Origin of the sequence: Salmonella sp. SA14318, from assembly GCF_029866905.1 — a bacterium.
GTDB lineage: Bacteria > Pseudomonadota > Gammaproteobacteria > Enterobacterales > Enterobacteriaceae > Salmonella > Salmonella enterica.
In genome coordinates this window covers 597,803-609,919 of the sequence record NZ_CP123282.1, presented here as the reverse complement: position 1 = coordinate 609,919, position 12,117 = coordinate 597,803, and the positions used below count along the sequence as shown (strand labels likewise).

General features: G+C 54.9%; 15 protein-coding genes. 7 read left to right on the top strand and 8 right to left on the bottom strand.

Going from position 1 to position 12,117, the window contains the following annotated elements:
- Positions 1-3: 3 nt before the first annotated feature.
- A complete protein-coding gene (gene diaA, locus QEN32_RS02925) occupies positions 4-594 on the top strand; it encodes a DnaA initiator-associating protein DiaA (protein ID WP_000893481.1) in 591 nt (196 codons plus the stop codon).
- A gap of 9 nt (positions 595-603) precedes the next feature.
- Positions 604-1,179 (top strand): division/outer membrane stress-associated lipid-binding lipoprotein, encoded by a 576-nt coding sequence (gene dolP, locus QEN32_RS02920; protein WP_000643280.1) that lies wholly within the window; start codon positions 604-606, stop codon positions 1,177-1,179.
- A gap of 66 nt (positions 1,180-1,245) precedes the next feature.
- Here dolP and QEN32_RS02915 read toward each other — a convergent pair whose 3' ends face one another.
- Complete coding sequence (locus tag QEN32_RS02915; protein ID WP_058110207.1) at positions 1,246-1,881, bottom strand: NAD(P)H-binding protein; 636 nt, start codon at positions 1,879-1,881, stop codon at positions 1,246-1,248.
- A 130-nt stretch (positions 1,882-2,011) separates the two neighbouring features.
- On the opposite strand from QEN32_RS02915, the gene yhbO reads away from it, so the two are divergent.
- Positions 2,012-2,530 carry a protein/nucleic acid deglycase gene (gene yhbO, locus QEN32_RS02910; protein WP_000037599.1) on the top strand — a complete coding sequence of 173 codons (519 nt, stop codon included), beginning with the start codon at positions 2,012-2,014 and terminating at the stop codon, positions 2,528-2,530.
- Here the strand turns inward: yhbO and QEN32_RS02905 are convergent.
- Positions 2,510-2,953, bottom strand: a complete 444-nt coding sequence (locus QEN32_RS02905) for a YhbP family protein (protein ID WP_001608176.1) — start codon at positions 2,951-2,953, stop codon at positions 2,510-2,512. The genes yhbO and QEN32_RS02905 overlap by 21 nt on opposite strands.
- Positions 2,954-2,990: 37 nt before the next feature.
- Here QEN32_RS02905 and QEN32_RS02900 point away from each other — a divergent pair, with 37 nt between their 5' ends.
- A complete protein-coding gene (locus QEN32_RS02900; RefSeq protein WP_000928379.1) occupies positions 2,991-3,308 on the top strand; it encodes a GIY-YIG nuclease family protein in 318 nt (105 codons plus the stop codon).
- Here QEN32_RS02900 and QEN32_RS02895 read toward each other — a convergent pair.
- Together QEN32_RS02895 and QEN32_RS02890 are read right to left on the bottom strand one after the other, a co-directional pair.
- A complete protein-coding gene (locus tag QEN32_RS02895) occupies positions 3,295-3,798 on the bottom strand; it encodes an N-acetyltransferase (protein ID WP_000908562.1) in 504 nt (167 codons plus the stop codon). The two genes, QEN32_RS02900 and QEN32_RS02895, sit on opposite strands and share 14 nt — an antisense overlap.
- The gene (locus QEN32_RS02890; RefSeq protein WP_000884721.1) at positions 3,792-4,316 is read right to left on the bottom strand and encodes an SCP2 domain-containing protein; all 525 of its coding nucleotides are present in this window, start codon (positions 4,314-4,316) and stop codon (positions 3,792-3,794) included. The genes QEN32_RS02895 and QEN32_RS02890 overlap by 7 nt, the downstream gene beginning before the upstream one ends.
- 216 nt (positions 4,317-4,532) lie before the next feature.
- Here QEN32_RS02890 and QEN32_RS02885 point away from each other — a divergent pair, with 216 nt between their 5' ends.
- From QEN32_RS02885 to QEN32_RS02875, 3 genes are all read left to right on the top strand, one after another.
- On the top strand, positions 4,533-5,528 hold the full coding sequence (locus tag QEN32_RS02885; RefSeq protein WP_000421309.1) for a peptidase U32 family protein: 996 nt from the start codon (positions 4,533-4,535) through the stop codon (positions 5,526-5,528).
- Positions 5,519-6,415, top strand: a complete 897-nt coding sequence (locus QEN32_RS02880) for a U32 family peptidase (RefSeq protein WP_077905270.1) — start codon at positions 5,519-5,521, stop codon at positions 6,413-6,415. The genes QEN32_RS02885 and QEN32_RS02880 overlap by 10 nt, the downstream gene beginning before the upstream one ends.
- A 177-nt stretch (positions 6,416-6,592) precedes the next feature.
- Positions 6,593-7,600, top strand: coding sequence for a luciferase-like monooxygenase (locus QEN32_RS02875; protein ID WP_265321928.1), 1,008 nt, complete (start codon positions 6,593-6,595; stop codon positions 7,598-7,600).
- 90 nt (positions 7,601-7,690) lie between these two features.
- Here the strand turns inward: QEN32_RS02875 and mtr are convergent, their stop codons facing one another.
- The 4 genes from mtr to nlpI all read right to left on the bottom strand — a co-directional run bounded on the left by mtr (position 7,691) and on the right by nlpI (position 12,041).
- A complete protein-coding gene (gene mtr / locus QEN32_RS02870; RefSeq protein ID WP_023254747.1) occupies positions 7,691-8,935 on the bottom strand; it encodes a tryptophan permease in 1,245 nt (414 codons plus the stop codon).
- A 153-nt stretch (positions 8,936-9,088) separates the two neighbouring features.
- Entirely contained in the window at positions 9,089-10,978 is a 1,890-nt protein-coding gene (deaD, locus tag QEN32_RS02865) for an ATP-dependent RNA helicase DeaD (RefSeq protein ID WP_000807248.1), read from the bottom strand.
- The gene (yrbN, locus tag QEN32_RS02860) at positions 10,971-11,051 is read right to left on the bottom strand and encodes a protein YrbN (RefSeq protein WP_010723222.1); all 81 of its coding nucleotides are present in this window, start codon (positions 11,049-11,051) and stop codon (positions 10,971-10,973) included. Before yrbN ends, deaD begins: the two co-directional genes overlap by 8 nt.
- A gap of 105 nt (positions 11,052-11,156) precedes the next feature.
- Positions 11,157-12,041, bottom strand: a complete 885-nt coding sequence (gene nlpI, locus QEN32_RS02855) for a lipoprotein NlpI (RefSeq protein WP_000802069.1) — start codon at positions 12,039-12,041, stop codon at positions 11,157-11,159.
- Positions 12,042-12,117 lie beyond the last annotated feature (76 nt).

Below are 12,117 nucleotides of genomic sequence, written 5' to 3'. Positions count from 1 at the left end.
AGCGTGCTCGAAAGAATCAAAGTTTGCTTTACAGAAAGCATTCAAACTCAAATTGCTGCGGCGGAAGCGCTTCCGGATGCCATTTCCCGCGCCGCCATGACGCTGGTTCATTCCCTGCTTAACGGCAACAAAATCCTCTGTTGTGGAAACGGGACGTCCGCGGCCAACGCACAGCATTTTGCTGCCAGCATGATTAACCGCTTTGAAACGGAGCGACCCAGTTTACCCGCCATTGCACTAAATACCGATAATGTGGTCTTAACTGCGATCGCTAACGATCGCCTGCACGATGAAGTTTATGCAAAACAAGTCCGGGCGCTGGGACATGCAGGCGATGTTTTATTGGCGATCTCTACGCGTGGTAATAGTCGCGATATCGTAAAAGCCGTTGAAGCAGCCGTCACACGTGACATGACCATTGTGGCGCTAACCGGGTATGACGGGGGTGAGCTGGCCGGACTATTAGGGCCGCAGGATGTCGAAATTCGTATCCCTTCACACCACAGCGCGCGCATTCAGGAAATGCATATGCTGACGGTAAACTGCCTGTGCGATTTGATCGATAACACGCTTTTTCCTCACCAGGATGATTAAGGAGTACACATGAAGGCATTTTCGCCGCTCGCAGTCCTTATTTCTGCGTTGCTATTGCAAGGTTGCGTCGCCGCCGCGGTAGTGGGTACGGCAGCCGTCGGCACCAAAGCCGCAACCGACCCGCGTAGCGTGGGCACCCAGGTGGATGACGGAACGCTGGAACTGCGTGTCAGCAGCGCGCTGTCGAAAGATGAGCAAATCAAAAAAGAGACGCGCATCAATGTCACGGCTTATCAGGGCAAAGTTTTGTTAGTGGGGCAGTCGCCAAACAGCGAACTCTCCGCACGCGCGAAACAGATAGCGATGGGCGTTGAAGGCACCACCGAGGTCTATAACGAGATTCGCCAGGGTCAGCCTATCGGCCTGGGGACCGCCTCTAACGATACCTGGATCACCACGAAAGTTCGCTCACAGCTACTGACCAGCGATCAGGTAAAATCGTCAAATGTGAAAGTCACCACCGAAAATGGCGAAGTGTTCCTGCTGGGCCTGGTGACTGAACGTGAAGGTAAAGCGGCAGCGGACATCGCCAGCCGGGTGAGCGGCGTGAAACGCGTGACCACCGCCTTTACGTATATTAAGTAACCGGTGTGCCGGGTGGCGATAAAAATGTGTAAACCGCGTCGCCATCCGGTAAATCATCCGGCTTCGCTATTCCGCTTTTTCCCGCAGTTGCGATGAGGTCAGAATCGTCACGCCTTCTTGTGCTGGCGCCAGCGCTTCCGCCAGCATGGCCCGCGCCACATCCCGCGCATCAATCGATTTCCAGTTTCCTGGCAACAGCCGAAATAGCGGAGCGAAAAGCGTTTCATTCACCCGCCGCGTTGTTCTGTCGCCGAGCAGCATAGAAGGCCGGGCAATCGTCAAACGAGGCCATTTTTGCGCGATTAACGCCTCCTCCATTTCTCCTTTCACCCGATTGTAGAAAAACGGAGAGTGCGCGTTTGCTCCCATTGCGCTGACCACCACCATGTGCTGCGCGCCCAGTCGACGCCCGGTCAGCGCGGTATCAACCACCAGCGTATAATCCGCATGAATAAACGCCGCTTTACTTCCCGCTTCACGCCGGGTCGTGCCCAGGCAGCAAAAAACAATATCTACCGGGTCGGTCACCTGAGCTAACGCGTCGGTAAGCTGCGGATCGTGAGGGTTATAAACGCCGACAATATCCGTCAGCGGACGACGCGTCGGCGCGGCGATAGCGCTCACCTGCGGCGTGTTGATTAACATTCTCAGCAGATGTCCGCCGACCAGTCCGGTCGCGCCGGTAATCAGTACCTGACTCATCCTCGCTCCTTTACAGATTTGTCCACCTTGCACTCTCGGCCCTATCGACCAGGCTTAATAGTCTACGAGGTAAGTATCCATCATTGTGGAAAATTTGCCTTACCCGACGCCACCACTGCGGAGGAAACGCATGAGTAAGAAAATTGCCGTTTTGATTACCGATGAATTTGAAGATTCAGAATTTACCTCGCCGGCAGCAGAATTCCGTCAGGCCGGCCATGAGGTCATCACCATCGAAAAAGAGGCGGGTAAAACGGTGAAAGGAAAAAAAGGCGAGGCCAGCGTCACCATTGATAAGGCTATTGATGACGTTCGTCCCGACGAGTTCGACGCCTTGCTATTGCCGGGAGGTCATTCGCCGGACTACCTGCGCGGCGACAGCCGTTTCGTGGATTTTACCCGCGATTTCGTTAACAGCGGTAAACCGGTTTTTGCCATTTGCCACGGCCCGCAGTTGTTGATCAGCGCCGATGTCATTCGTGGCCGCAAACTCACGGCGGTGAAACCGATTATTATCGATGTGAAGAACGCGGGCGCGGAATTTTACGATCAGGAAGTCGTCGTCGATAAAGATCAGCTGGTGACCAGCCGCACGCCTGACGACCTGCCGGCATTTAACCGTGAGGCGCTACGCCTGCTGGGCGCGTGAGTCGCGTAACCAGTGCAGTTTTTTACCAAACCCCAGCGTGTTGTCGGTGAATTTAATTTCATCCAGCCGGATTTCCCATACCGGCGCTGGCAGCACCCTGGCGACCGGGAAGCGACGAAGGTAAGCTTTACGCGCGGCGTCGCTCTCCTCCCCCTCCAGACGGCGAATTTCCCCTTTAAACTGTACGCCGCGAATGCGCGCCACCGTTTTCGGCTGACCATTGACCGTTCCCGCAACTGGCGCGCACGCGCCGGACATTTGCGCATGGCGGGTTTTATCATCCGTTAACAGATACAGCGCGACGTTTTGCGCATCGAACAAATAAAACGCATTGGCGCACCACAGCTCTCCTTCATGGTGTACGCACCAGGTCACCACGTGTTGTTTCGCCAGCCAACGGCCAATAGCGGTAAGTGTGTCCATCTTTATTCTCGCTTATACTGGGAACCTGAAAATTATCATGCTGATGGCGACAATGACACCCTGGTATCTGTATCTTATTCGTACCGCAGACAATGCGCTTTACACCGGAATAACCACCGATGTGGCGCGTCGTTACAGGCAGCATCAAACGGGAAAAGGCGCAAAAGCATTACGGGGAAAAGGCGAGTTAACGCTGGCGTTTGCGGCGCAGGTCGGCGATCGCTCGCTGGCCCTGCGCATAGAATATCGCATCAAACAGCTCACAAAGCGCCAGAAGGAGCGCCTTGTGACGGAACGCGAAGCGTTTGAGGCGCTGCTGTCCAGCCTGCAAACGCCGGTGCTTAAAAACGATTGAAGTGGTCGTGATACTCCACCAGCCCCGTCACGCCTTCCAGCGCATCCTCAGCCAAACGGTGTACCTGGAAAGCGCTTTCCGTACCGGGCCAACGGCAGTGAAGATCGTAATGCGCGGCCAGTTCAAAACCGAAGCGGCTATATAACGCCGGATCGCCCAGCGTCACGACCGCCGCGTAGCCGAACTCGTTGAGCGAATCCAGCCCTTCATACACTAACTGGCGCGCCAGCCCTTGCCCGCGATACTTTTCATCGACCGCCAGCGGCGCCATGCCGACCCACTGTAAATCTTCGCCCTGCACATCAACCGGGCTAAAGGCGACATAGCCCACCACCTGACCTTCATCATCCGTGGCCACCAGTCCGAGCGTCAGAAAACCATCTTCACGCAAATCGTGAACCAGCTTCGCTTCCGCATCGCTTTCGAATGAACGGCGTAACAGCGCATCAATACCAGGCGCATCAATGGGAATTTCTACTCGAATTAGCATGGTTCACCTACCGAGGTCTGTTTGGTTTCCGGCGAGTTTTTCATTCCCGCCTCAACAAAATCCGCCAGTTGCAGCAGCATAACGCGTAACGCTTTCGGCATCTGCTCCAGTTCGATGGCGTCCATCAGATTCTTCACATACAACCCTAACTCAGTATCGCCTTCAATGACCAGTCGACGCTGGAAAAAGAGCGTATCCGGATCCTGTTTACGGGCGGCGATCATTAGCAGATCGCTGGCGTCGGCGCTAAAACTGACGTCAGCATCCGCCTGCTGGCTAACGATCAGCTTTTCATTTTCAACCGTGGTATACCATTTTAAGTCGATGTCACGAACATGAATGCTTAACCAACGACCTTCGAGGAATTCCAGCTCTCCATCGGCCAGCGCCTGACGAAACTGCCAGCTCAGAACCTGTTCCAGAACCTGGCGCTTTAGCGCAAAGGGCGTCAGTTTAACCGGTACACTCATCAGAGACGGGCCAGCATGGACTAAGCGTGAACGCAGTTTATCTAACACGAGCTTTACTCCCTGTTTCAATAGTCCTGTTATTTTGCCATATCCAATAAATCACATGGCGGCGTAAATCAACAATTGGGTCTGATTTTCTACCCCATTATTGGTGTTACCAATACGCCTTTAACTGCCTTAAATCAAAAATTGTCGCAGCAAGGTTAACTAAAATCCCTGTTCGTTAACAATTTTGCGTCTCAGACGTAACCCTCAGGATAAATTATGGAGCTGCTCTGCCCTGCCGGAAATCTCCCGGCGCTGAAGGCGGCCATCGAAAACGGCGCTGACGCCGTTTATATCGGGTTAAAAGACGATACCAATGCCCGTCATTTTGCCGGCCTTAACTTTACCGAAAAAAAATTGCAGGAAGCGGTGAGTTTTGTTCACCAGCATCGCCGCAAATTACACATCGCCATTAATACTTTTGCGCATCCGGACGGCTATGCCCGCTGGCAGCGCGCCGTGGATATGGCGGCGCAGCTTGGCGCCGACGCGCTGATTCTTGCCGACCTCGCTATGCTGGAATATGCCGCAGAGCGTTACCCACATATTGAGCGCCATGTTTCCGTTCAGGCCTCGGCAACCAACGAAGAGGCGATTCGCTTTTATCACCGCAACTTTGATGTCCACCGCGTAGTACTGCCGCGTGTACTGTCGATTCACCAGGTAAAACAACTGGCCCGCGTCACGCCGGTGCCGCTGGAGGTATTCGCGTTTGGCAGCCTGTGCATTATGGCGGAAGGTCGCTGCTATCTTTCTTCCTACCTGACGGGGGAGTCACCCAATACCGTCGGCGCCTGCTCTCCCGCCCGCTTTGTCCGTTGGCAGCAAACGCCGCAGGGGCTGGAATCGCGCCTGAATGATGTCCTGATTGACCGTTACCAGGATGGCGAAAACGCGGGCTACCCAACGCTGTGCAAAGGCCGCTATTTAGTGGACGGCGAGCGCTATCACGCGCTGGAGGAGCCAACCAGCCTGAACACGCTGGAACTGCTGCCGGAGCTCATGGCGGCGAACATCGCTTCGGTGAAGATCGAAGGCCGCCAGCGCAGCCCGGCCTACGTTAGCCAAGTGGCGAAAGTGTGGCGCCAGGCGATCGATCGCTGCAAAGCCGCCCCGCAAAACTTCGTTCCACAGCGCGACTGGATGGAGACGCTCGGCGCGATGTCCGAAGGCACTCAAACCACGCTTGGCGCATATCACCGTAAATGGCAGTGAGAGGAGCTATGAAATATTCCTTAGGACCGGTGCTTTATTACTGGCCGAAAGAGACGCTGGAAGATTTTTATCAGCAGGCCGCAAAAAGCAGCGCTGACGTCATTTATCTGGGCGAAGCGGTGTGCAGCAAGCGTCGCGCGACCAAAGTCGGCGACTGGCTGGAAATGGCGAAATCCCTCGCCGCCAGCGGTAAGCAGGTGGCGCTCTCCACCCTGGCGCTGGTACAGGCGTCATCTGAATTAAGCGAGCTGAAACGCTATGTGGACAACGGCGATTTTCTGCTGGAAGCCAGCGATCTTGGCGTGGTGAATCTGTGCGCCGAGCGCAAACTGCCGTTTGTCGCCGGCCATGCGCTGAATTGCTACAACGCGGTCACGCTGCGCCGGTTGCTGAAAGAAGGCATGGTACGCTGGTGTATGCCGGTGGAGCTGTCCCGCGACTGGCTGGTGAATTTGCTTAATCAGTGCGATGAACTGGGCATCCGCAATCAGTTTGAAGTGGAAGTGTTGAGCTACGGGCATCTGCCGCTGGCCTACTCCGCTCGCTGCTTTACCGCCCGTTCGGAAGACCGCCCGAAAGATGAGTGCGAAACCTGCTGTATCAAGTATCCAAACGGTCGTGACGTGTTCTCGCAAGAGAATCAGCAGGTGTTTGTGCTTAACGGTATTCAGACCATGAGCGGCTATGTCTATAACCTTGGCAACGAACTGACGTCGATGCAGGGATTGGTCGATATCGTGCGGCTGTCGCCGTTGGGTACGGAGACATTTGCCATGCTTGATGCCTTCCGCGCTAACGAAAACGGCGGCGCGCCATTACCGCTTGCCGCCCATAGTGACTGCAACGGTTACTGGAAACGTCTGGCCGGGCTGGAGCTGCAGGCCTAGCCGGATGGCGGCATAAAGACCTTATCCGGCCTACAAATAGCGATCCCGTAGGCCCGATAAGCGCAGCGCCATCGGGCATTGTTTTTGCCGTCAGTCTCATAAAGCTCACTTTGTTAACAACATTCGCTAATCTTTAATGCAGTATTAAAAGATTAACCGGTAACAAAGTGAGCCGTTATGACTGACAAAACTATTCCATTCTCGGTGCTGGATCTGGCGCCGATCCCTGAAGGATCTCCGGCAAAAGAAGCCTTCACGCACTCGCTTGATCTCGCACGGCTGGCTGAAAAGCGCGGCTATCACCGCTACTGGCTGGCGGAACATCACAACATGACCGGTATCGCCAGCGCGGCGACCTCGGTATTGATTGGTTATCTGGCGGCCAATACCACAACATTACATCTTGGCTCCGGCGGCGTGATGCTGCCTAACCATTCACCGCTGGTAATTGCCGAGCAGTTCGGCACGCTGAATACGCTCTACCCGGGACGTATAGACTTAGGGTTGGGACGCGCGCCGGGTAGCGATCAGCCGACGATGCGCGCGCTGCGTCGCCATATGAGCGGCGATATCGATAACTTTCCACGCGATGTCGCAGAGCTGGTGGACTGGTTCGACGCTCGCGACCCTAATCCGCATGTGCGCCCGGTGCCCGGCTACGGCGAGCAGATCCCGGTCTGGCTACTAGGCTCCAGCCTGTATAGCGCACAGTTGGCGGCCCAGCTTGGCCTACCGTTCGCCTTTGCTTCGCATTTCGCGCCGGATATGTTGTTCCAGGCGCTGCATCTGTACCGTACCCAGTTCAAACCTTCAGCGCGGCTGGAAAAACCGTACGCGATGGTGTGTATCAATATTATCGCCGCCGACAGCAACCGCGACGCCGAATTCCTGTTTACCTCTATGCAGCAGGCTTTTGTGAAGCTACGCCGTGGGGAAACCGGCCAACTGCCGCCGCCGATTGAGAATATGGAGACCTTCTGGTCGCCATCCGAGCAGTATGGCGTGCAACAGGCGCTGAGTATGTCGCTGGTCGGTGATAAAGCGAAAGTCCGCCACGGGCTGGAATCCATCCTGCGGGAGACCCAGGCGGATGAAATTATGGTCAACGGGCAGATTTTCGATCATCAGGCGCGGCTGCATTCGTTTGATTTGGCGATGGATGTTAAGCAGGAACTGTTGGGGTAGCGCATTGTTTTGCCCGGTGGCGCTTCGCTTACCGGGCCTACAGCATCAAGTAGGCCGGATAAGGTGCAACCGCCATCCGGCACAATAACGTTACTGGTACACCGGCAGCAAATTAAAGCTCGACAGAATATGGATAACCGCGTTGCCGACACCGAAGACCAGAATCAGGGCAATCATCGGTTTACCGCCCCAGACGCGAAATTTTGGGCTGCCGAAACGTTCGCGAGATTTGCGCGCCAACAGCGCAGGCACAATGGCCGCCCAGATAGTTGCAGCTAAACCTGCATAGCCAATGGCGTACAGAAAACCGTTCGGGTACAGCAGGCCACCGACAATCGGCGGTACGAAGGTCAGTAGCGCCGTTTTAAAACGCCCCATTGCCGAGTCATCAAAACCAAACAGATCCGCCAGATAGTCAAACAGCCCCAGCGTGACGCCGAGGAAGGAACTGGCGACCGCAAAGTTAGAGAACACCACCAGCAGCAGATCCAGGCTGCGGCTGTTCAGCACGCCGCTCAACGCCTGTACCAGCACATCAATATTGCCGCCTTTCTGCGCAATGCCGATAAATTCCGGACGCGGGATGTTGCCCATCGTCCCCAGCAGCCAGACGGAATAGAGCGCTAGCGCCAGTAACGTCCCATAAATCAGGCACTTGACGATGGTGCGCGGATCTTTGCCGTAATATTTCATCAGGCTCGGTACGTTACCGTGATAACCAAAAGAGGCCAGACAAAATGGCAGCGTCATCAGCAGGTACGGCGTATATGACGCGTGGCTTTCAGCCACGTTAAACAACGTGGCAGGCTGAACGTGCCCTAACAGGCTGCCGAAAGTCAGGAAGAAAGTAATCACTTTCGCGCCCAGCACAATCGCCGTCATCCGGCTGACCGCCTTCGTACTCAGCCACACCACAAACGCCACCAGCAGCGCAAAGGCAAAACCTGCCGCTCGCGCCGGAACGTTCAGCGACATCTCAGCAAAGGTATGATGCAGAATTGAGCCGCTCGCCGAAATATAGGCGTAAGTCAGGATGTAGAGCACAAAGGCAATAGAAATGCCGTTGACCACGTTCCAGCCTTTCCCCAACAGATCTTTGGTGATGGTGTCGAAACTCGAACCAATGCGGTAGTTAAGGTTGGCTTCGAGAATCATCAGCCCGGAGTGCAGCATACAAAACCAGGTAAAGACCAGCGCCGCCATCGACCAGAAGAACCACGCCCCGGACATGACCACCGGCAGGGAGAACATCCCCGCGCCAATGATGGTGCCGCCGATAATCACCACGCCGCCAAGCAGCGAAGGTGACGTTTGGGTAGTGGTAAGTGTTGCCATTCAGCTCTCTCTCCAGTCATTTATAATGTGACTATCTCTCAATACGTTGCACTGTACCAGTACACGAGTACAAAAGAAATAAAAAAAGCCCCGATTGTGACGATCGGGGCTGTATATTTTACTTTACGCTGTGAATGCGCAGGTCAGCGAGAGTTACGCATCACCGCCGAAACGACGGCGACCGGTAGAGTCATCACGACGCGGACCACGGCTTTCACGACGCTCGCCGCTGAAGCGACGACCATCACCACGACCACCTTCACGACGTTCGCCGCTGAAATTACGACCGCCTTCACGACGTTCGCCACTGAAGCTACGACCACCGCCGCGACGTTCGCCGCCCGCGTGCGGAACAGCATCACCCAACAGCTGCATATTCATCGGCTTGTTCAGAATGCGGGTACGCGTGAAGTGCTGCAACACTTCGCCCGGCATACCTTTCGGCAGCTCGATGGTGGAGTGAGACGCGAACAGCTTAATGTTACCAATGTAACGGCTGCTGATGTCGCCTTCGTTAGCGATAGCGCCCACGATATGACGAACTTCAACGCCGTCATCACGGCCCACTTCAATGCGGTATAACTGCATATCGCCAACGTCACGACGTTCACGACGCGGACGTTCTTCACGGTCGCCACGCGGGCCACGGTCATTACGATCGCGCGGACCACGGTCGTCACGGTCACGGAATTCACGCTTAGGACGCATCGGCGCATCCGGCGGCAGAATCAGCGGACGCTCGCCCTGCGCCATTTTCAGCAGTGCGGCGGCCAGCGTTTCGAGATCCAGCTCTTCGCCTTCAGCAGACGGCTGGATTTTCGCCAGCAGCGCACGGTACTGATCCAGATCGCTGCTTTCCAGTTGCTGTTGAACTTTCGCGGCGAATTTTTCCAGACGGCGTTTACCCAGCAGTTCTGCGTTCGGCAGTTCCACTTCCGGAATGGTCAGCTTCATGGTGCGTTCGATGTTGCGCAGCAGACGACGCTCGCGGTTCTCAACGAACAGCAGCGCGCGACCGGCGCGACCCGCACGGCCGGTACGACCGATACGGTGAACGTAGGACTCGGAGTCCATCGGAATATCGTAGTTCACCACCAGGCTGATACGTTCAACGTCCAGACCACGTGCCGCAACGTCGGTGGCGATCAGGATGTCCAGACGACCATCTTTCAGGCGTTCCAGAGTCTGCTCACGCAGCGCCTGGTTCATATCGCCATTCAACGCGGCGCTGTTGTAGCCGCTACGTTCCAGCGCTTCTGCTACTTCCAGGGTCGCGTTTTTGGTACGCACGAAGATAATCGCCGCATCAAAGTCTTCCGCTTCCAGGAAACGCACCAGCGCTTCGTTTTTACGCATACCCCAGACAGTCCAGTAGCTCTGGCTGATGTCAGGACGGGTAGTCACGCTGGACTGAATGCGCACTTCCTGCGGCTCTTTCATAAAGCGGCGGGTAATGCGACGAATCGCTTCCGGCATGGTGGCGGAGAACAGAGCGGTCTGATGACCTTCCGGGATCTGCGCCATAATAGTTTCAACGTCTTCGATGAAGCCCATACGCAGCATTTCGTCGGCTTCATCCAGCACCAGACCACTCAGTTTAGAGAGGTCGAGGGTGCCGCGTTTTAAGTGATCAAGCAGACGTCCCGGCGTACCGACAACGATCTGCGGCCCCTGACGCAGGGCGCGTAACTGCACGTCATAACGCTGACCGCCGTACAGGGCAACCACGTTTACGCCGCGCATGTGTTTAGAGAAATCCGTCATGGCTTCGGCAACCTGTACCGCCAGTTCGCGGGTTGGCGCCAGCACCAGAATCTGAGGTGCCTTCAGCTCAGGATCAAGATTGTTGAGCAGCGGTAAAGAGAACGCTGCGGTTTTGCCGCTACCGGTCTGGGCCATGCCCAGCACGTCGCGACCGCCCAGCAGATGCGGAATGCACTCTGCCTGGATTGGAGATGGTTTTTCGTAACCCAGATCGGTAAGGGCTTCAAGGATAGGAGCCTTCAGCCCCAGATCTGCAAAAGTGGTTTCGAATTCAGCCATGTAGTACGTGTGCCTCAAAATTAATGGCGGCCAGTCTACATAACTCATCATGAAATTGATCTGCAATTTTCATTGAAAAGTGTGAACCGGCTCAAAGTAGGTGTATTAACGAACAACAACGCCCTCACCCGCGAAGGTGATGGCAATCAAAAAGATTACGGGCTGATATGTTCGTCAGCTATTGCTGGTCCGATTCTGCCAGGTCATCTTGGTCCTGGCCCAGGAGCGATAATTCCAACAATGCGTATCGGTGCTCAACAAAGTTATGAACGTTGTTGGCCACCGCCAGTTTGAACAGAGCCGTGGCGCTGTCCAAATCCCCCAGACTTAGGTAATACTTACCTAAATAGAAGTTGGTTTCACTGAGATGCTCAGCGAGCGAGGTGTTATCCGTTGCGTCCGCCTTGAGCCTTTCCATCAGCGTTGCTTCGCTAATGTCGCCCAGGTAGAACTCGACAATGTTCCATCCCCATTGCTCTTTATCCGATTTTTCGAAGCGTGCTTTTAACGCTTCTTTCGCCTGCTTCTCATTAAGCTTCTGCTCAACAAGATACAGCCACAGGCTGCGGTAAGGATCATTGGGATCGTCTTGATAAAACGCCAGCAGATCATCTTGCGCTAACTTATCACGGCCGCCGTAATACAATGCGATACCGCGGTTTAAGTGCGCGTAGTTGTAAGTTGGATCAAGCTCTAGTACAGAATCAAACGCTTCATAGGCAGCATCAAAATTGCCTGCCTGCGTTAAATAAATGCCTAAGTAATTGAATACTTCAGGCATATCCGGTCTGATTGCCAGCGCTTGTGAAAAATCATTTCGCGCTAATGCCCTCAAACCAAGACTATCATACAACACTCCGCGCTCATATAAAAGCTGTGCGCGTTCGTCATCGGTTAAAGCCCGACTGGCAAGAATCTGTTCCATACGCGCCAGAATCACTTCCTGCTGTAAAGTCGGTTGCAATGGTACTGCGAGGACTTCACTTTTACGCCAGGCGGAATTACTGCATCCTGCAAGCGTAAGTGCTGTCGCAACGAAACACCAGCGCAAAAAAGGCTTCATTTCCCACTCCCGAAGACAACGATTGAATGAACGTCCTGTTCCCCGGTGGCTCAACAAGGCGTCCAGCCAGGTCTAA